The organism is Algoriphagus mannitolivorans DSM 15301 (genome assembly GCF_000429425.1).
GTDB classification, from domain to species: Bacteria; Bacteroidota; Bacteroidia; order Cytophagales; family Cyclobacteriaceae; genus Algoriphagus; species Algoriphagus mannitolivorans.
The window spans coordinates 131,387-148,784 of sequence record NZ_AUBV01000004.1 but is presented as its reverse complement, the minus strand read 5'-3'; the positions used below and the strand labels follow the sequence as shown (position 1 = coordinate 148,784).

The 17,398-nt window shown below is 42.1% G+C and carries 21 protein-coding genes; 8 read left to right on the top strand and 13 right to left on the bottom strand.

Annotated features, from left to right (window positions below):
• Positions 1 to 13: 13 nt before the first annotated feature.
• Positions 14 to 691: an outer membrane beta-barrel protein gene (locus G458_RS21305; protein WP_026950636.1), complete on the top strand. Its 678-nt coding sequence runs from the start codon at positions 14 to 16 to the stop codon at positions 689 to 691.
• Between the two features lie 44 nt (positions 692 to 735).
• Positions 736 to 1,341 carry a hypothetical protein gene (locus G458_RS0103215; protein WP_157359677.1) on the top strand — a complete coding sequence of 202 codons (606 nt, stop codon included), beginning with the start codon at positions 736 to 738 and terminating at the stop codon, positions 1,339 to 1,341.
• A gap of 40 nt (positions 1,342 to 1,381) precedes the next feature.
• Here G458_RS0103215 and G458_RS0103210 read toward each other — a convergent pair whose 3' ends face one another.
• From G458_RS0103210 to G458_RS0103150, 11 genes are all read right to left on the bottom strand, one after another.
• Positions 1,382 to 1,822 (bottom strand): hypothetical protein, encoded by a 441-nt coding sequence (locus G458_RS0103210; protein ID WP_026950634.1) that lies wholly within the window; start codon positions 1,820 to 1,822, stop codon positions 1,382 to 1,384.
• Between the two features lie 53 nt (positions 1,823 to 1,875).
• Entirely contained in the window at positions 1,876 to 2,922 is a 1,047-nt protein-coding gene (locus tag G458_RS0103205) for an oxidoreductase (RefSeq protein WP_026950633.1), read from the bottom strand.
• A gap of 9 nt (positions 2,923 to 2,931) precedes the next feature.
• Positions 2,932 to 3,558, bottom strand: a complete 627-nt coding sequence (locus G458_RS0103200; RefSeq protein WP_026950632.1) for a response regulator transcription factor — start codon at positions 3,556 to 3,558, stop codon at positions 2,932 to 2,934.
• A 66-nt stretch (positions 3,559 to 3,624) separates the two neighbouring features.
• Positions 3,625 to 4,374, bottom strand: a complete 750-nt coding sequence (locus tag G458_RS0103195) for a sensor histidine kinase (protein ID WP_026950631.1) — start codon at positions 4,372 to 4,374, stop codon at positions 3,625 to 3,627.
• Positions 4,364 to 5,122, bottom strand: coding sequence for a hypothetical protein (locus tag G458_RS0103190; RefSeq protein WP_026950630.1), 759 nt, complete (start codon positions 5,120 to 5,122; stop codon positions 4,364 to 4,366). The genes G458_RS0103195 and G458_RS0103190 overlap by 11 nt, the downstream gene beginning before the upstream one ends.
• A 279-nt stretch (positions 5,123 to 5,401) precedes the next feature.
• Positions 5,402 to 6,154, bottom strand: coding sequence for a sensor histidine kinase (locus G458_RS0103180; protein ID WP_026950629.1), 753 nt, complete (start codon positions 6,152 to 6,154; stop codon positions 5,402 to 5,404).
• Positions 6,155 to 6,859: 705 nt separating this feature from the next.
• Entirely contained in the window at positions 6,860 to 7,228 is a 369-nt protein-coding gene (locus tag G458_RS21300; RefSeq protein ID WP_051286995.1) for a hypothetical protein, read from the bottom strand.
• A gap of 113 nt (positions 7,229 to 7,341) precedes the next feature.
• On the bottom strand, positions 7,342 to 10,308 hold the full coding sequence (secDF, locus tag G458_RS0103165; RefSeq protein ID WP_026950627.1) for a protein translocase subunit SecDF: 2,967 nt from the start codon (positions 10,306 to 10,308) through the stop codon (positions 7,342 to 7,344).
• Between the two features lie 86 nt (positions 10,309 to 10,394).
• Positions 10,395 to 10,739: a hypothetical protein gene (locus G458_RS0103160; protein ID WP_157359675.1), complete on the bottom strand. Its 345-nt coding sequence runs from the start codon at positions 10,737 to 10,739 to the stop codon at positions 10,395 to 10,397.
• 57 nt (positions 10,740 to 10,796) lie between these two features.
• Positions 10,797 to 11,417 (bottom strand): uridine kinase, encoded by a 621-nt coding sequence (gene udk, locus G458_RS0103155; protein ID WP_026950625.1) that lies wholly within the window; start codon positions 11,415 to 11,417, stop codon positions 10,797 to 10,799.
• A gap of 33 nt (positions 11,418 to 11,450) precedes the next feature.
• Positions 11,451 to 12,032: a non-canonical purine NTP diphosphatase gene (locus G458_RS0103150; protein ID WP_026950624.1), complete on the bottom strand. Its 582-nt coding sequence runs from the start codon at positions 12,030 to 12,032 to the stop codon at positions 11,451 to 11,453.
• Positions 12,033 to 12,113: 81 nt separating this feature from the next.
• On the opposite strand from G458_RS0103150, the gene G458_RS0103145 reads away from it, so the two are divergent.
• Positions 12,114 to 12,677 carry an LOG family protein gene (locus tag G458_RS0103145; protein ID WP_026950623.1) on the top strand — a complete coding sequence of 188 codons (564 nt, stop codon included), beginning with the start codon at positions 12,114 to 12,116 and terminating at the stop codon, positions 12,675 to 12,677.
• A gap of 93 nt (positions 12,678 to 12,770) precedes the next feature.
• Positions 12,771 to 13,274 (top strand): hypothetical protein, encoded by a 504-nt coding sequence (locus G458_RS0103140; RefSeq protein ID WP_026950622.1) that lies wholly within the window; start codon positions 12,771 to 12,773, stop codon positions 13,272 to 13,274.
• Between the two features lie 85 nt (positions 13,275 to 13,359).
• On the opposite strand, the gene G458_RS0103135 is transcribed toward G458_RS0103140, so the two are convergent.
• Positions 13,360 to 14,088 (bottom strand): LOG family protein, encoded by a 729-nt coding sequence (locus G458_RS0103135; RefSeq protein ID WP_026950621.1) that lies wholly within the window; start codon positions 14,086 to 14,088, stop codon positions 13,360 to 13,362.
• A 164-nt stretch (positions 14,089 to 14,252) separates the two neighbouring features.
• Here G458_RS0103135 and G458_RS0103130 point away from each other — a divergent pair, with 164 nt between their 5' ends.
• From G458_RS0103130 to G458_RS0103115, 4 genes are all read left to right on the top strand, one after another.
• Positions 14,253 to 14,855, top strand: coding sequence for a YkgJ family cysteine cluster protein (locus G458_RS0103130; RefSeq protein ID WP_026950620.1), 603 nt, complete (start codon positions 14,253 to 14,255; stop codon positions 14,853 to 14,855).
• 64 nt (positions 14,856 to 14,919) lie between these two features.
• Positions 14,920 to 15,279 carry a phage holin family protein gene (locus tag G458_RS0103125; RefSeq protein ID WP_026950619.1) on the top strand — a complete coding sequence of 120 codons (360 nt, stop codon included), beginning with the start codon at positions 14,920 to 14,922 and terminating at the stop codon, positions 15,277 to 15,279.
• Positions 15,272 to 15,649, top strand: coding sequence for a hypothetical protein (locus G458_RS0103120; RefSeq protein WP_026950618.1), 378 nt, complete (start codon positions 15,272 to 15,274; stop codon positions 15,647 to 15,649). Before G458_RS0103125 ends, G458_RS0103120 begins: the two co-directional genes overlap by 8 nt.
• Positions 15,642 to 16,397 carry a geranylgeranylglyceryl/heptaprenylglyceryl phosphate synthase gene (locus tag G458_RS0103115; RefSeq protein WP_026950617.1) on the top strand — a complete coding sequence of 252 codons (756 nt, stop codon included), beginning with the start codon at positions 15,642 to 15,644 and terminating at the stop codon, positions 16,395 to 16,397. Before G458_RS0103120 ends, G458_RS0103115 begins: the two co-directional genes overlap by 8 nt.
• Here G458_RS0103115 and G458_RS0103110 read toward each other — a convergent pair.
• Positions 16,380 to 17,309 (bottom strand): helix-turn-helix domain-containing protein, encoded by a 930-nt coding sequence (locus G458_RS0103110; protein ID WP_026950616.1) that lies wholly within the window; start codon positions 17,307 to 17,309, stop codon positions 16,380 to 16,382. The two genes, G458_RS0103115 and G458_RS0103110, sit on opposite strands and share 18 nt — an antisense overlap.
• Positions 17,310 to 17,398: the final 89 nt, after the last annotated feature.

Genomic DNA, 17,398 nt, shown 5'->3' with positions numbered 1-17,398 from the left:
AAATTCAAAATCAATGAAAAAAATCATTTTGGCCATACTGCCCCTTTTTTTGATTTCCTTGACGGCCTTTGGTCAGCTGGAAAAAGGAACCATTCTTCTCGGAGGAGGAATTGGATACAGCTCGACTTCTTCGCAATCGGAGGAGGACGTCGCTGTTGCTCGGGAATTCACCAATTCAGCATTTAATATAAGTCCTGATGTAGGCTATTTTTTTAAGCCAAAATGGGTGTTGGGTTTGAGTCTGCCGATAAGCGGTTCTAACCAAAAGACTACCTCGGTCAGCTCCTCAGGCTCGGAGACTCTGCAAAATGAATCCAATTCCAATTCCATTGGCATCGCACCTTTTGTCCGAAAGTATATCTCGATGAGTGAGGTTTTTAGCTTCTTTTTGCAAGCGCGGGTGGGCTACTATCATTCCCGATCCGAATTCACCAACTTTTCTGCCTCCCCCAATACGTCAACCAATACACAATCCAAAGAATTTGCTTTTGATTCAACAGCTGGAATGGCCTATTTCCCCAAGAAATGGCTAGGAATCAATCTGTCGATTTCTCCGCTAAGTTTCTCGACATGTTCTTCGCAGCTGGAAAACGGTCATAGTTCTTCAGATCAAAAGTCAAGCGGATTTGATCTAGGGCTTGATACTTCTGCGATTACCTTAGGTGTTAACTTTTTTCTGACCAAGAAATGAAGAGGTTGTTTTTAGTACTATTCTTTCTGCTTACGCTCACTTTTGTGAGCCTAGCACAACTTCAGAAAGGCTCCTGGATGCTCGATGGGCAAGTTGGCCTTTCCTTGAATCGACAGAACAATGAATCGCTAGGTTCTCCTTGGGGAGCCTATACTCTCTCAAGTAGAAATAAGCAATTTACGCTGAGTCCGGGATTGGGATATTTTGTCCGGGATCATTGGGCATTTGGACTGTCTCCGAGTTTCGGCGTAAGCTGGGGCAAGGGAGAAAGTGGCTATAATTCTCTGGTGAGAGGCAATTTGTTCGATTATGGTGTAGGTGTTTTTTCAAGGAAATACATCCCTGCGGGAGACAAACTCTTTTTGTATGGTGACCTTCGCTTTGGCGGTTTTTGGGGCAATTCTGGCTGGAACGATAACGGGGCATCTGACCGGATGGTTCTTTCAAAAAGTAATGGAATCGAAGCAAATGCCAGCCTGGGATTGCAGTACATGGTCAAGGAGCAACTCGGCATCCATCTGCAAAGTACGCTGATAGATTACTGGAAAAGGACGGTAAACGGAGTGGCCTTTCAGGGTTCGGAAACGAGGGAAAGTTTGAGTGTTCGCTTGTTTTCTTCCTTCCAGATCGGAGCCACAGTATTTTTCTAACTAAAAAATCCCTCTGGATCTCAGGTCCAGAGGGATTTGGTTATCTAAAAGTATACTTCACTCCAATCCCACCTCTCAAGTAGTTCCCGTGATCATTGGCAAATACGGGAGCGGCTTCTATTAAGAACCCGAATTGTTTGTTATCAAAAGGCTTGATCAAAACCCCTACTGGAATTGCCAAATGCAAATCGTTGTGGTGATGGTCATGCTTGTGATGGTGGTGATTTCCCAAAATTCCCAATCCTGCACCCACGTAAGCATTGACATCTGATTTTCTCAGGAAATTATATCCTCCCATCAGCTCGAGACCCAAATCATGGGCTAGACCTAATCGGGCTTCTCCAAAGAATTCCTTGTCAGCATCCGTGCCGACGGTGATAAATGTATCGGAAGTTTGGAAGTTGATCCCGACGCTGACCTGTGCCTGGGCTACTGATATCAAGCCCATCAGGAATAAGGAAAGAAAGAATAACTTTTTCATGGTAATTTTTTGGTTGGTTGGTATGTCGATAGACAAAGCCCAGGCCAATCGAATTACCAGTTTCCTTCTTCCCGAAAAATTTTCCTTCCCTCAGCAGCAGAGATAAATGCCGCTTCGATCAGTTTCAATACAGCGATGGTCTGAGGTAAAGTCACCTCCAAAGGACTTCCTTTGACAATGGCATCCGCCACATTTTGATAGAAGATTCTATAGTCTCCGTTGACGGTCTGGACTGGGGTGTTTTGGTCTTCCAAATAGAGGGTGCCCCAGCGTTCTTTGGGGTCCACTCCCCAATCCGGTCCTTCGGGTTTTATGCCGTCTTTGAAGGCTTGTTCCTGTACATCTAAATGGTACTTTTGGAAGCTTCCTTTTTCTCCTAAAAGCAGAAATTTTGGAGTGGGAACATTGGCCAAAACACTGGCCGTCACTCTGGCTTTAAAGCCTTCGTAAAAGAGTGAAATATCGAAATAATCGTCCGCTACGGCGTTTTTTCGCTGTTTTTGGATATCTGCAAACAAGGCCTTAGGTTTTCCAAAAAGCAAAACTACCTGGTCGATCAAATGGGATCCTAAGTCGTAAGTTATCCCGTTTCCGGGCCCGTCTTTTTCCCTCCAGTTTTCTGACACCTGAGGTCTAAACCTGTCAAAATGAGACTCTAAATATACCAGTCTTCCAAGGGTGTTTTCGGCTACGATTTTTTGCAAAGTTCGGTAGTCCCCATCAAACCTCCGGTTGTGAAAAACGCTGCAGATTAGTCCCTTTTCAGAAGCGATTTTTTCCAATTCTTCTGCCTCCCAAGAATGGATGGTGACTGGCTTATCCACGACCACATGCTTCCCTGCTAGGAGGCATTTTTTGGCCATGGGAAAATGAAATTCATTGGGGGTGGTGATGCAAATCAAGTCTGCTGCGTTCGCTGCCAAGAGGTCTTCCAAGCTGCGAAATGTCCTCACATTGGGGAATTTTTTCTCACATTTATTGTCCCTTCTTTCTACAACAGCCACCAAGTCTAGGTCCGGACAAACGTCTATTAGGGGAGCGTGCATTTTTTCAGCTACAGATCCGTAGCCTACCAAAGCTGTTTTTATCGGGGAGTTCATGGTAATAAATTAAAGGTTCATTTCCTTGACCTTATTGAGAAGATCCACCATGGAATTGACCTGAAGTTTTTGGTTGATATTTTTCCGGTGGGTTTCGATGGTCTGGATACTCAAAGAAAGTGTATCAGCGATGTCTTTGTTGATCATTCCTTCAGAGATCATCTTGAGAATTTGGGTCTCACGCCGAGAAAGGCGGTATTTTTCTCTAAACCCATCGAAGAAAGGCCCCTGCTTCGCTTGCTCGATGACTCGGTTGAAGTTTTTCAGGTACCGGCCTTCATAAACCTCTGTAATAGTAAAAATCAATTCATCAGGATCTGCATCCTTCAAAATAAAAGCATCTGCGCCAAGGCTAATGGCTTCTTTGAAAATCTTCTCCTCATCGTACATGGAAAGGACGATGACTTTGGTATTCGGGATAGTTTTTTTGGCAAATTTGAGGACCTCAAATCCGTTCATTAGCGGCATATTCAAGTCCGTTAGGATTACGTCCACAGGGTTTCCTTTGAGGTACTCGACCAGCTCCTTTCCATTGGGAAATACTTCCTGCACCAAAAACCCTTCATGCTCCTCGATCAAACCCTCGAGGGCTTTGGCAAAAAGCTTATGGTCGTCAGCGAGTACGATCCGGATCATAAAAGGGGAGTTTATTAGGCGAAGAGGGCGTAGGTACTAAATCTTTCTCAAAATAAGACGCATAATCTAATTTGGCAACACCAAATTGATATCTGTACCTTTTCCAAGGGTAGAGTGGATTTTAAATTTACCCCCAATAGCTTCCATTCTCTTTTTTAGATTGGTCATGCCACTTCCTGAGGAAGCAATAGAGGTATCAAACCCTTTTCCGTCATCGGAGATTTGGATAGTTCTTTTTTCCGGAGAAATCGTAATTGAAATCTGATTGGGGTGGGCGTGCTTAATCGAATTGTTTAGGCATTCTTGAATGACTCGAATCAAAATCAGTTTTTGATCTTTGGTGAGGTTTTTAATGGTTCCTTGGGAGTCGAGATGAGTTTCGCAGAATCCTGTAGATTGGATTTTGCGCAGTTCATTTTCAACAAATTTTTCCAAAGTGATGGATTCTACCCAATCTAAGTTTAAGGATTTAGAAAGACCTCTCACCTCTCGGATGATCTCATTGATGTATTCTTTGCCTTCAGCCTGCTTTTCAGGTTTGGAGGAATTCAGGTTCAACTTGGCCAAGGAAAGTAACTGACCGATATTGTCGTGCAGCTCCCGGCCGACTTGCGTAAGTGTTTCTTGTTGAATTTCGTTTTCGATATTCAAAAGAGTTTTTTCGTATTCAGTTTTGATTTTTTCAATCTTTTCCCGGTTTTGAATTTGCCTTTGGCGGTGCAGGACGACCATGGCTACGACAAAGGTTCCCATCAATAAGGCTAGGAATGCTCCTGAGAATAACAGAAAAGTGAATTGGCTTGCCTCAGGCTGCATGACGGACTGTTTTATTTTTTTCTTTTCGAATTTCAAAAAAGAAATAGAGACCAATGGTTAAGAATATCAGCAGATACAAAACCATCGAAATGTAATTGAAAAAGAAATAGAGGTCCAGATCATTAAATACAAGATAATCGTAGGCTATATCAGCCAAAAATGACAGGGCACTTTGGAAAAGAATTAAGGTAATAATCCAGAAATTCCAGTTTTTAATCAAATCCATTTCCAAATGCTTTTCCTCAGTGATCAAATCGATAAAATACAGTCCACTTCCAAAAATAAGGGCGGAATTTCCAAAAAAGTAAATGGGGGGCTGGAAGTTATACAAGGGATACCAACCGGACACCTGAAGAATCAGACAAAAACCCACAAAGAAAAAGAGTATTCCCTTTAGGATTGTTTTTCTAAGAGGGGAGTATATTAATTGGAGGATATAAATAAGAAGGAGAGCTTTCGAAATTTGGTAATTGAATAAATTGAGAATCCAAATGTTCCAACCTTGGAAAGGAGTGCTGCTGATCATACTATGGAAAAACGCATTGCTTTTTTTGTCTACCAGCATGTAGATCGCAAAGTTTTCGTAGAAATACACCAGAACCACAAAGAGAAATAAGTAGAAAAATTCAGGCCTTCTCTTTTTTTCTTTAGGTAAGAAAAAGAAGGAAAAAATCACCAAAGCCCCTAAGACAAGTAAGGTCTGGCTGTAGAGGTTGTTGTTTAATTTGGTAAAAAATTCTTGAAACACTTTTTCTTAGTTTCCTTACACGCTGTAGAGCAAGGGGTTTGGTAATTCTATTATGTTCTCCTTTTTTCCAGAATAACGACTATCCTTGATTTCTTGAGACTAATAATATACCAAATCCTGCAAGCTTTGTAGGCATTTTTTGGTTTTTGGAAGGGTCATAGAATGGGAAATCGTCATGGAGTACTGGTCTCCTAAATACGATTCGGACTTCAACATGAAAATCCCAGTCTTGATTCCTTGGGCGTCAACTGTTGGGATTTCTGCAAATAGAGAAATTGGTTAATTGGCGGGTAAAATCAGTTCAATCTTCGTTCCTTTTCCGACTTCGGATTCCAAAGAAAATTTTCCTCCGATGGTTTCCATTCGTTTTTTGAGATTGGCCATGCCACTTCCTTTGGAAGCCACAGCAGGATTAAATCCTTTCCCGTCGTCCAAAATTTGAATGGATTTTTGGGAAGCGGAAATCTTAACCTGGATTTTGGAAGGATGGGCATGTTTGAGGATGTTATTCAGACATTCTTGAATGACCCGGATCAAAATCAGTTTTTGATCCTTGGAGAGATCCTCAATAGTTCCTTGAGCCTCAAGATGGATTTCACAAAAGCCTGTAGATTGGATTTTGTTCAATTCATTTTCTACAAACTTTTCCAAACTGATGGATTCCACCCAATCCAGGTTGAGAGATTTGGAAAGACTTCTGACCTCCCTGATGATCTCGTTGATGTATTCTTTTCCTTCGGCTAGTTTTTCGGGTTTGGATGAGTTTAGGTAAAGTTTGGCCAGAGAAAGAAGTTGACCAATATTGTCGTGGAGTTCTCTTCCGACATAACTTAAGGTTTGCTGTTGAATTTCAAATTCGGTATTTAGGATCGTTTTTTCGTATTCAGCTTTTACCTGATCGAGTTTTTGCTTGTTCCTAAGTTGTCGTTGTTGGTGAGCAAATACAATTCCGACCACAAAAAGAGTCATCAAAAGTGCAAAGAAAATCCCTCCGAATAAAAAGACCAGGTATTGGCTTTCAATTTCACTCATAAGAAACGGGAGTTTGGGTTTGAAAATATCCTTTCCAATTGGCCAGAGTTATAAAACAAAAGGCATAAAAAATCATGGCAGAGGTACGGGTTACCTCGATCACAACGTAATACATTTCTAAATAATTATTGATCAAATAGCTGTAAGAAATTAAAATCATGAAGGAGCCTGAAAACAAAAATAGCAAACTGGTTATGAGCCAAAACCCAGAAAATCTAATTGGCTTTATTGCCAAATATCTATCATCAAGGACCAACTCATAAAAAAATATCCAACAAGAAACAATAATGAATGTGGAACCAAGAATAGAAGAATATTCTCCATTATCATTGATAGGAATAATCCCCAGAAGAAGGGGAAGACCGGAAAATACAATATGGACCAGGATGAACCCTCGGATAATCCATTTTCTTTTCTTGTTCAGTACAAATTCCTGGATAATTGCCAGATTGAGATAAACTGCGAAATGATGGAAGAATAGCAGATAAACCCAAGCGTTTACCGTATGTAAAGAAACCAGAAAATAGGCCAAGCTTTCATAAAAGGAAACCAATGCTAAGGAACCCGCTACAAATTTGTTGACTCTTTGCTTCCGCCGTTCTTTTGGGAGCCTAAAATAGGCAGTAATCCCCAACAAACTAAAAACATAAATAATAATTATATAATAATCTAACGATTTGAGGAAACCCACCACCAATTCACCAATTAGATTTCACAAGTTGGAGGGCACATTCTACCGATATTTTCCAAATCGGAGCTGTCTTCCACCGTAAGATTGTCCGCGGAAGCAGCCTCAAAGACTAATGTCATCAAGCCTTCGTATTGATCTCCTTCTCCGGGATGGTATTTTTCAGCGGTCTCCTTAGTGTATTCCGAAAAGTGGAATTTTATACCTCCCTTTTTGGGATCTGGATCAGCTTGGGCGAGTACTTTTTCTATACTTTCCCTATCGAAAAAAATCCAACTAGTCTGATTGACAACATCTCCTTTTTTGGATTTCGCGGGTTTTCCCTTTTTGACTTCCTTGTCATACTTAGCCTTCATTTGGTCAAAGTCTTCTTTTGAAATCTTCATTTATGAATAGTTAGTGGTTGAGAATTTTTGAAAAGATAGCATTTTTCTGGGGCTGAAAAGCAAAAAAAAGGAGCGGAAAAAACTCCGCTCCTTTTAAATGGGGATATTCTTATTTAAGCTGTTTTCTTGGTCTCCTTAGCAGCTTGTTCATTTTCGATTTCTTTCTTCATCAAGTCAACCACAATAGGGGTAGCGATATAGATGGAAGAATAAGTACCAACAGTGATACCGACAAACAAGGCGAAGGAGAATCCTCTCAATACTTCTCCACCAAAGATCAATAGGACGATCACCACGATCAAAGTGGTAAAGGAAGTGATCAAAGTTCTGCCCAAAGTTTGGTTGACTGCATCGTTAAATACCTTGACCAATTTGTTGGTTCCTCTGTTTTCGATGTTTTCCCGGATACGGTCAAATACAATCACGGTATCGTTGATGGAGTAACCGATTACTGTCAGGATTGCCGCAATGAATACTTGGTCGATTTCGAAAGTAGCTCCCAAAGCACTTGCAATCGCAAAAGCAGCAATCACAAACAGGGTGTCGTGCACCAAGGCTACAATAGAGCCCAAGGAGAACTGCCACTTACGGAATCTGATCAAGATGTAGAGGAAGATGGCAATCAATGCAGCAATCATGGCTTCTGCAGAAGAAGCTTTAATATCGTCTGCTACCGTAGCCCCTACTTTGGATGATCCAGTGATAGAGAATTGATTTGCTCCGATCTGCTCGGCATTTTCAATGTAAGAGAAGCCGGTCACCTTGGCAATTCCTTCTTTTACTTTGGTCTCTACTTCTTTGTTAGAAGCATCGTCATCCTCATTGATCAGGTAGGAAGTGGTCACTTTTAGGATGTTGTTTGCACCGTAGGTTTTTACTTCTACAGATCCGTCAAATTCGCTGTCCAAACCTACTTTCAGTTCGGAAGGAACAACTGGGGTGTCGAAGGCTACGATGTAGGAACGTCCACCTGTAAAGTCAACTCCAAATTTCAATCCGCTGATCGCCGCAATAGCCAAACCAATTACGATGATTGAGGAAGAAATCAGGTAAGCAACTTTTCTCTTGCTCAAGAAGTCGATGTTCAGGCTTGAAAGAGCATTCTTTGCAAATGGTGCAGAGAAGTTGATAGAGCTCTTGTCACCCTTCTTAGACATCCAAGTGATGATCACTCGGGTAATGAATACGGACGAGAAGAAAGAACATGCAATACCAATCATCAATACGATCGCGAATCCTTTGATAGGACCTTGGCCCAAAGCATAAAGAATTGCACCTGTCAAGAACGTGGTCACGTTACCATCCAAGATGGCCGAGAAAGCCTTGCTGTAACCTGTGCTGATTGCAGCCATCAAGCCAGTTCCGTTTCGAAGCTCTTCCTTGATACGCTCAAAGATCAACACGTTAGCATCGATGGACATACCGATGGTCAATACAATACCCGCAATACCCGGCAAAGTCAAGGCAGCACCTAACTGGGCAAGAATACCTAGGATAAAGAATACGTTAAATACCAATGCCGCAATTGCCACCAAGCCGCCTTTGGAGTAGTAGGCGATCATGAAAAGGACTACCAAGACCAAGCCGGCAACCATAGAGATGATACCCTGGCTTTGAGCTTCTTTACCCAAAGTTGGACCAATGATGCTTTCTTCTACGATTTGTGTAGGCGCTGGAAGAGAGCCAGACTTTAGGATGTTTGCCAAATCCTGTGCTTCCAACAAGGTGAAGTTTCCGGAAATTTCGGATTGACCATTTGGAATCTCCCCATTTACCACTGGAGCAGTGTAAACATAGTCGTCCAAAACCACAGCGATTCTTCGACCGATGTTTTCGGAAGTAAGTTTTCTCCATTTTCTGGCACCTTCAGCATTCATTTGCATGGATACAGCAGGTCTGGAAGTCTGGTCCAGAGTCTGTCTAGCATCGGTTACCACATCTCCTTCCAGAGGAGCCTGGTCAGTACCACGGGTAGTTTTGATGGCATAAAGCTCTAATAGCTCGGATCCGTCTTCAGCTTTGGTAGGCTTTACACCCCAAAGCAATTTCAAATCTCTAGGAAGGAAAGAAGCGTAGCGCTCGTTTTTAAGAATTCTGTTGATCGCAGTGGTGTCACGTACGTCATACACCAAGCCATAGTTGGCCTTGATCAAGTTGATCAATGGAGATACATCTGTGGACTGATTCATTGGATCCAGCTCCTGAAGCTGCTTTTCCAATACATTTTTCAAAGAATCTTCCTCAGAGAGACCTTCAGTAGAAGGAGTTTCCGCTGGTGTAGTGGATGATTTTTGGTCTGCTACCCAGGTAGAATTGATCGCTTCGATAGCTCCACCGTATTCGTTCAGTTCCAATACTTCCCAGAATTGAAGCTTAGCAACACCCTGAAGCAAGTTTCTAACTCGCTCCTGATTGTCAACCCCGGGCAATTCGATCTGGATTCTACCTGAACCAGCAATTCTTTGAATGTTTGGTTGAGAAGTACCGAATCGGTCGATACGGGTTCTTAGGATGTTAAAAGATCTGTCGATGGCATTTTCTACCTCAGTATTGATAAGGTCCAAAATTTCAGAATCAGAAGATTCCAAAGAGATCCGACCGCGGTTTGCAGCAGTAGCGAAGATGCTGCTGAGGTTTTTGCCCGCGTTGTTTCTCTGCCAGGCAGAATAGAAAAGGTCCACAAATCTAGCGTTGGAAGTCTTGGCTTCTTCTCTTGCTTCATCCACGGATTTGTTGAAGGCCTCATCTTTTGGGTTGCCAGCAATTCCCTTTACAATTTCCACCGGGGAAACTTCCAGGGTCACGTGCATCCCGCCCTGAAGGTCAAGGCCAAGTCCAAGCTCGGTTTCTTTGACTTCCTGATAGGTATAATCTGCACCTAGGAAATTGTAAACTGGCTGTCTCCAGATCGAGTCTAGGAAAGCTCTTCTTTTGGCAAAATCGATATTGCCGGAAGCGTCTGTAGCATAAGCCGTAGCTTTTTGCTGTACGCCATTGGATACGAATGTGAATGACAGATAATACAGGCAAAGTGCTGTAATAATCACTGTCAAAAACACAATGACACCTTTGTTTTGCATAAGGAATTAGATATTAAATTGAATTAGAAATACAGAATTAGGTCTTCCTGATTCAGGAAGGGATTAAAGGCGAAAAGTGGCTTTTCTTAGGGTCCTTTAGTGGAAATAATCCGCTCAAAAAGTATCTCTACCCAGGATAAGGGTATCGATGCAGTAGTCGTCTCGATGGACGGAAGCTTGATTTCAAAGCTGAAAACCTGGTAGAGCAGGTGAAAAACTGAATGCACGATATGCAGTGCAAAAGGCACCACGGCATCTACTGCTACCTTGAGGAAGGTTTGGTCAGGCTGATCGCCTTGCTGTTCAGTTTTGGTAATTTCGTCCTGATAAGGAGTGAATTCGACGCTGGAAATGAACATACAAAACAAAATAGCCAGCAACAGCGTGATCCGCTGTCTCATAAGGCTAGTGTATGTTCGGGTACTTTTCATGCGCGGCAAATATATGCATTATTTGATATTCAAGCCTTTTCAGTCCGATTTTTTGGATTACATGCCTGTTTTGGACCTCAAATAAGTCCGTACCACATCCAAAGCACGGTCAAAACTTGAATTGTTTGGAACAATCAAATCCGCTTCATTTTTGAAGGGCTTGATGTATTTCTCATAAGTAGGCATCACGTGCATTTCATAGCGATAAAGCACATCGTCCAAATCGTACCCTCGCTCCACTTTGTCCCGGATGATTCTTCTTTTCAGTTTGATGTGATCTTTGGCGTCAATGAAAATTTTCAAATCCAAAAGATCGGCTAGTTCGGGATAGTATAATACAAATATACCTTCGACCACCACTACCGGTGCAGCTTCGAAGGTGAGCATTTTTGGTTTTTTGGCAGCGTTGTTAAAAGTGTACTCTTCCCGATGGACTGTTTCACCGTTTTGGATTTTCCTGATATCACAGGCGTATTGCTCGAAATCGATGCTGTGTGGAGTATCAAAATTGTGAACCCCCTGAGCATCTACCGGTTGCAAATGTCTGGGCTTATAGTAATTGTCCTGGGAGATTAGGCATACTTCCCCGGGCTCGAAAGTGCTAAGCAGACGTTCCAAAAACAATGTTTTCCCAGAGGCAGAGCCTCCCGTAATCCCGACGATGAATGGCTTTTTCATGAGGGGCAAAGATAATTTAATTTTGGCTTGTGCTCAGAATTTTCTTTGGCTTAAAAAGGAAATCAAAGCTTTGACGGCCTTTCCACGATGACTGATTTCATTTTTTTCTGAGAGACTGAGTTCCGCAAAAGTGTGTTCAAACCCGTCCGGCTTAAATACCGGATCATACCCAAACCCTCCGCTTCCAACCCGTTGAGGAATGATTTCTCCTGCTGCAACTCCCTCAAAGCGATATTCCTGACCTTCCAAAATCAGGGCAATGACTGTTCTAAAGCGAGCTTTTCGGTTTTCTTTTCCTTCCATTTTGGAAAGCAAAAGGTCAATATTCCGCTCATCACTTCGAGGCTCTCCGGCAAATCTCCCGGAATAGACTCCCGGAGCTCCGTTTAATACCTCAACTTCAAGTCCGGTATCATCCGCAAAACAGTCCACTCCATAGTTGTCCTTGACGTACCTGGCCTTTTGGAAAGCGTTATGATCCAAAGTGTCGCCTGTTTCGGGGAGTTCCTCATGGCACCCTATCTCCTGCAGGGACACAATTTCAAACTCTTCTCCTAGGGCAGCTTTGACTTCTTCAATTTTTTTGACATTGTTGGTGGCGAAACAGATTTTCATTTTAGGGTTCTTAAATTCAAAATTTTCAGATTCCTTCCAAACTTGAGTTTGGGAGAGCGTTGGATTAGTTAATTTCAAGTCATGAAGAAAATCACAATTTATTGCGGTTCCAAAAAAGGAAACAGCGGAGTTTTTGAAGCCGGTGCAAGAGCTTTGGTGCAAGAGATGATCCAAAGAGACCTTTCTTTGGTTTATGGCGCTGGAAGAGTAGGACTGATGGGAGTAATAGCGGATGAAATGTTGGCCGCCGGGAAGGATGTTTTGGGAATTATTCCTCAAAAACTGGTGGACCGGGAAGTCGCGCATGAAGGTTGTACCGAGTTGATCATTGTGGAGACTATGCGAGACAGAAAATGGCTGATGGCGGAGCGTGGTGATGGATTTATCGCCATGCCGGGAGGAATCGGCACTTTGGAAGAGCTATTTGAGATTATGACACTCAATCAACTCCACTACATCCAAAAGCCTTTGGCACTGTACAATGTCAATGGATACTATGACAAGCTTTTGGAGTTTCTCAATCATGCCATGGAGCAGGGATTTCTATATCCTGAGCAGGAGGAGCTGCTGATCATATCAGATGACCCTTCGGATCTTTTGGATCAAATGGCTGCTTATCAATCGAGAAGACCGGCAGACTGGTAGTCCTAATTTTCTTTGGAAAAATTGAAAATCATGTTCTTTTAACAGATGAACTTCTTGGAATAGTTGTATTTTTGCTCCCATCCCAGTGACAATATGATCGATAAGCTTTTTCCATTAGACAAAAATTACATTCTCCGGCAAGCCCAGTTTGCCATGGAGGAGGAGTTATTGGAGCAAATGGTTTACGAATTAAAGCGGTCTTATACTTTTTTATATAATCCACTTCAGCTAATGGATTCCACCTATGCCAGGATTTTGGATGAATTTGAGTATCCCTCAGATCGGATCCGACTGATTTACCGCCAGCTTTGCGGGATTTATCGATTCAGACATGGAGATAACCAGTTGGAGTTTCTTTTTGACGGGAGAAGTCATTTTGACAAGTTCAAGGAAGAATGGGAGGCCTGTTTTATTGATTGGGTAAAAAAGCTCGGTCAGCATGAACAATATGTCAAAACCATGTTGAGAATGACGATTCTCTTTGATACAGAGACACGAGCAGAATGGGCTGAAAATCACTGCAAGGCATTTATCAACCAGTATTTCGACCTTAAAGTCGTCAAAAGACAAGGAGAGCTTTTGCTTAAAGTCAGCTAAAAATTCAAATTTATACCACCAAAAAGGGCCTTCACTTCGAAGGCCCTTTTGTTTTTTATGAAAGTGTGATTTGCCAAATTCCGGTTTAAAAATTCGGACTCAACAAGTACTTACTGTAGAATTCATCAATAGCCTTCACTGCATCGGTAGCATTATCTACTACTGTGAAAAGATCTAGGTCCGATTCGCTGATGTAGTTGGGATCGCCTCTTAGCAAGGTCTTTTTTATCCAGTCTACCAATCCTTCCCAATAATCTTTACCGACCAAAACAATCGGGAATCTTCCGATTTTGTTGGTTTGGATCAAGGTAAGTGCCTCAAAGAATTCATCCAAGGTTCCAAATCCACCGGGCAAAACCACAAAACCTTGGGCATATTTGATAAACATGACTTTCCTTACAAAGAAGTAGTCAAAGGTCAGCAACTTGTCCCGGTCTATGTAGATATTATTGAATTGTTCGAATGGCAATTGGATATTGAGACCGACAGATTTACCTCCTTCTGAATAGGCGCCTTTGTTACCGGCTTCCATGATACCTGGACCACCTCCGGTGATTACTCCGTAGCCATGTCTGACCAGCTTTGCGGCGATATCTTCAGCCATTTGGTAATATTCATGATCTCTGGGAGTTCGGGCCGATCCAAAAATAGAAACGCAAGGTCCGATTTTGGCTAATTTTTCAAAGCCTTCTACAAACTCCGACATGATTTTGAAAATCGCCCAGGAGTTTTCACTTTTTATTTCATTCCAATCTCTCTCCTCAAAAGCCCTGCGGATTCTTTCATCCGATTTTTTTTCATCAATGTGACTCATATTCGAACTGTTTATCTCATCAAAAAAACGATTCTAATCAGTAAATGGACAGGATTGTAACCAATATGTCCATAAGCAATTGATAACCAGGATTAAAAAATCTTCAGCTCTTTGGATTAATAGCCGATTCTCCAACCTAATTTTGCCAACTGAAAATAAATTGAATGAATCTTCAGCAGAAGTCCAAATTGGTGGAGGAGCTTTTCCGGGAATTAGAGGAAGAGACAAGTGAGTTTTACAGGCAAGGTGGCTTAAGCTGTTTGGCAGGTTGTGGTTTTTGCTGTGCCAATCCTAAAATCCCAGCGACGCCTTTGGAGTTTTTGCCCTTGGCATTTGATCTCTATGACAAAGGTTTGGCGGAGGAATTTGCCAATCAATTGGCTTTAGAAGAAAAACCTGGAAACTGCATTATTTACCGAGCTCAGGCAGATGACGAGAAGAAGGGATTTTGCGGTAGTTACAAACATAGGGGATTGATCTGTAGATTATTCGGGGCTTCCAGCCGCAAGAATTCCAAGACTGGAAATAAGGACTTGATCACCTGCAAAATCCTAAAGGAAAAATTTCCGCAGGAATTCAAGGAAACTACTGAGAGAATCAATTCTGGTTTTCCGATTCCGGTTTCAATTGCATGGTACACGCAGCTTCATGATATCGATGAATACCTAACCACTCAATATCCCATCAATCAGGCGATTTTGATGGCGCTGGAGTTGGTATTGAGGTATAAATTTTATCAGGAGGGAGAAGTGGTAGAGCAGCTTTGATTTTTTTGCTCTTAGGTTTTAAAGTATATTCGGGTACCGGTATTCATCCTATTTATTATTCTTTATGCTAAAAATTGGAGAAATAGTCCAAACAGTAAAAGGCATCGTGGAAACACGAGTGAGCCTAGTCAAGCAGGAAATCCAAGAAGAGTTTGTTTCCATCCTTTCTCGCCTTGTGCTTCTGTTTGTAGTGGGAAGCATGATCATGATGTCCTTTATTTTTCTTTCCCTTTCCCTAGCATTTTACCTCAGCCAGGTCACGCAGAGTCCTTATCTGGGATTTTTCATTGTGGCATTGATATATCTATTGGCGGTGATTGTCTTATATGTGACAAGAGATTCTTTCAGACTTCAGAAAAAAGCCGGGAATGTATTGGATGACTTTATTTTTAAATCACGAAAAAGGAAAGATAACCATGAGTAAGGAACTAGAGAAGCAATCTGAAGAGCTCGAGCAAACGCTGGCTAAGCAGCTGGAGATATTAAAAAGGGAGTCGGAAGACTGGTTGAAAATCGCGGCGGTAGTGGGTGCAGGTGCCTTGCTGACCTATGCGATTGTCAAAACTACCCGAAAGAAAAAAGCCGAAAAAACACACCTGGCCATGGAGGTTTTGGAAAAAGAAGGGCTGCTTAATGAGGATATCAAAAAGCGGCTGACCGAGACCAAGAAGTCCAGATTCTGGCCAAGTCTTTCTGAAAGATTATTGATTTTAGGATTGGCATTGGCAAAGGATAAAATTTACAGCGCGATCTTCTCTTCCCCATCCAGCGAGCAGGAAACAAAAAGTGAGTAAAGTCCAGTCGCTTCTTCAGGGCCTTTTTCAATCCGGGAGTAAAGGCCTGGCTTGGTTGATTGACCCTGAGAAGGAATTTTCGATACAGGATTTTGAATGGATTAGGCATTCGGCCTTGGATCTGATTTTGATTGGTGGGAGTACTGCAGATCCAATCAGGCTGGAAGGTTTGATTAAATCAATTCGCTCTCAATCCCGTCAAATTCCAATTTGCTTATTCCCGGGCTCTTATCATCAGATTTCCCCTGAGGCTGATGCTATTTTGTTTTTGTCACTTGTTTCGGGAAGAAATCCCGAGTTTTTGATCGGTCAGCAAGTCAAAGCGGCTGAAGAAGTGAGTGAATCAGGACTTGAGGTATTACCGACTGCCTACCTTTTGATCAATGATGGGGAAATCCTCGCCGTGCATTCCATCAGTCAAACCATGCCTTTGATCAATTCCCAATTGGGTTTGATTTCCGCAACTGCTTTGGCAGGAAAGTTTTTGGGAATGAGCTATTTTTTTCTGGATGCTGGAAGTGGTGCAAGCAAGCCGGTTTGTGCTGAAGCAATCAGAATAGTGAAGGACAAAGTCAAATGTCCGGTGATTGTAGGAGGAGGATTAAATTCCTCAGAAAAAGTAAAAACGGCATTTGAATCAGGCGCTGACCTGGTCGTCATTGGGAATGGTGCAGAAAATAACCCCGGCTTTTTGGCCGAGGTTCTTAATCTTAAGCAGTGGTATAACCACTCATTGAACATTAATTAGAGACTCTCTTCTTCTCATTTTTCCGGCCGGAACCCCGTACATCATTTTAAAACGTCGGCAGAAGTAAGCAGTGTCTTTATAGCCGACTTCTTTTCCGATATCCCGGATGGACTTTTTGGAAGTTCTCAACAAGTCCACAGCAGCTTCCATACGCTGATATTCGATGTAATCCTGTGGATTGATGCCAGTTAGCATTTTGAAATACTGACCCACATAGTCTTCAGAGACGTTGGCAACTTTTGCCAATACTTTATTGCTGAGGTCTCCGCTGAGGTTGGTTTTAATAAAACTGAAAAGATCAATCAACCGAGGATCTTTGAAATAAGTCGCGTTGGTGGACAGTTCCTCGGTGAATAGTCGGTTTTTCAGAATGTGCCTTAGCAACTCAATCATCAGGATCTCTGACAATGACTTCAAAACTCTTTCTTTACCTACGGTGCCGGTTTCTAACTCTTTGACGATGTCTTCCACCAAGGATGCTACTCGGTCATTAAATCTGATAATGAAAGGTGGAATGTCCAGAGAATTGAAAAAGTTGACCACGTCAAAGACCTTGGATTCAAAATTTACCAAAGAAATGCAGTCTTCCTCTGCGCTTTTGATGTCTTTGAAGCTGATGCTTTGGAGGTATTTTCGCTTGTTATCCGAAAACTGCTCAAAGTCCAAGTCTGCTTTTTTATTCCCAGCACCTAAGGTCAAAGTGGTTTTTCGACCTTTGGGAAGAAAAAGTACCTCGCCCTCATTGACGAGCTCTTGCTCATCACCGAATTTCATGGTGCCATGATGAAGGAGAATCAGACCGTTTTCGTTTTCTTGATAATTGATTACACTGACGGGTCTTTCGATTTTGAAATTGTTCCCTTTTAAAAATCGAATATGGACCGATTCAATAATTTTATTGTAATAATCCATGAATAGCGCTTGAGTTTACCTCGTAAAAATATCACTTTTCCTTAGAGATACAGTAATATTTTACATCAATGACAGGCAAAATAAAAAAA

Excerpts from the sequence above, each read along its gene's own strand:
- G458_RS0103160 (WP_157359675.1), bottom strand. The coding sequence starts at position 10,739 with ATGAAAAGTACCCGAACATACACTAGCCTTATGAGACAGCGGATCACG.
- G458_RS0103200 (WP_026950632.1), bottom strand. The coding sequence starts at position 3,558 with ATGATCCGGATCGTACTCGCTGACGACCATAAGCTTTTTGCCAAAGCC.
- G458_RS0103110 (WP_026950616.1), bottom strand. The coding sequence starts at position 17,309 with ATGGATTATTACAATAAAATTATTGAATCGGTCCATATTCGATTTTTA.
- G458_RS0103120 (WP_026950618.1), top strand. The coding sequence starts at position 15,272 with ATGAGTAAGGAACTAGAGAAGCAATCTGAAGAGCTCGAGCAAACGCTG.
- G458_RS0103210 (WP_026950634.1), bottom strand. The coding sequence starts at position 1,822 with ATGAAAAAGTTATTCTTTCTTTCCTTATTCCTGATGGGCTTGATATCA.
- udk (WP_026950625.1), bottom strand. The coding sequence starts at position 11,417 with ATGAAAAAGCCATTCATCGTCGGGATTACGGGAGGCTCTGCCTCTGGG.
- G458_RS0103125 (WP_026950619.1), top strand. The coding sequence starts at position 14,920 with ATGCTAAAAATTGGAGAAATAGTCCAAACAGTAAAAGGCATCGTGGAA.
- G458_RS21305 (WP_026950636.1), top strand. The coding sequence starts at position 14 with ATGAAAAAAATCATTTTGGCCATACTGCCCCTTTTTTTGATTTCCTTG.
- G458_RS0103130 (WP_026950620.1), top strand. The coding sequence starts at position 14,253 with ATGAATCTTCAGCAGAAGTCCAAATTGGTGGAGGAGCTTTTCCGGGAA.
- G458_RS21300 (WP_051286995.1), bottom strand. The coding sequence starts at position 7,228 with ATGAAGATTTCAAAAGAAGACTTTGACCAAATGAAGGCTAAGTATGAC.
- G458_RS0103145 (WP_026950623.1), top strand. The coding sequence starts at position 12,114 with ATGAAGAAAATCACAATTTATTGCGGTTCCAAAAAAGGAAACAGCGGA.
- G458_RS0103180 (WP_026950629.1), bottom strand. The coding sequence starts at position 6,154 with ATGAGTGAAATTGAAAGCCAATACCTGGTCTTTTTATTCGGAGGGATT.
- secDF (WP_026950627.1), bottom strand. The coding sequence starts at position 10,308 with ATGCAAAACAAAGGTGTCATTGTGTTTTTGACAGTGATTATTACAGCA.
- G458_RS0103150 (WP_026950624.1), bottom strand. The coding sequence starts at position 12,032 with ATGAAAATCTGTTTCGCCACCAACAATGTCAAAAAAATTGAAGAAGTC.
- G458_RS0103195 (WP_026950631.1), bottom strand. The coding sequence starts at position 4,374 with ATGCAGCCTGAGGCAAGCCAATTCACTTTTCTGTTATTCTCAGGAGCA.
- G458_RS0103205 (WP_026950633.1), bottom strand. The coding sequence starts at position 2,922 with ATGAACTCCCCGATAAAAACAGCTTTGGTAGGCTACGGATCTGTAGCT.
- G458_RS0103140 (WP_026950622.1), top strand. The coding sequence starts at position 12,771 with ATGATCGATAAGCTTTTTCCATTAGACAAAAATTACATTCTCCGGCAA.
- G458_RS0103135 (WP_026950621.1), bottom strand. The coding sequence starts at position 14,088 with ATGAGTCACATTGATGAAAAAAAATCGGATGAAAGAATCCGCAGGGCT.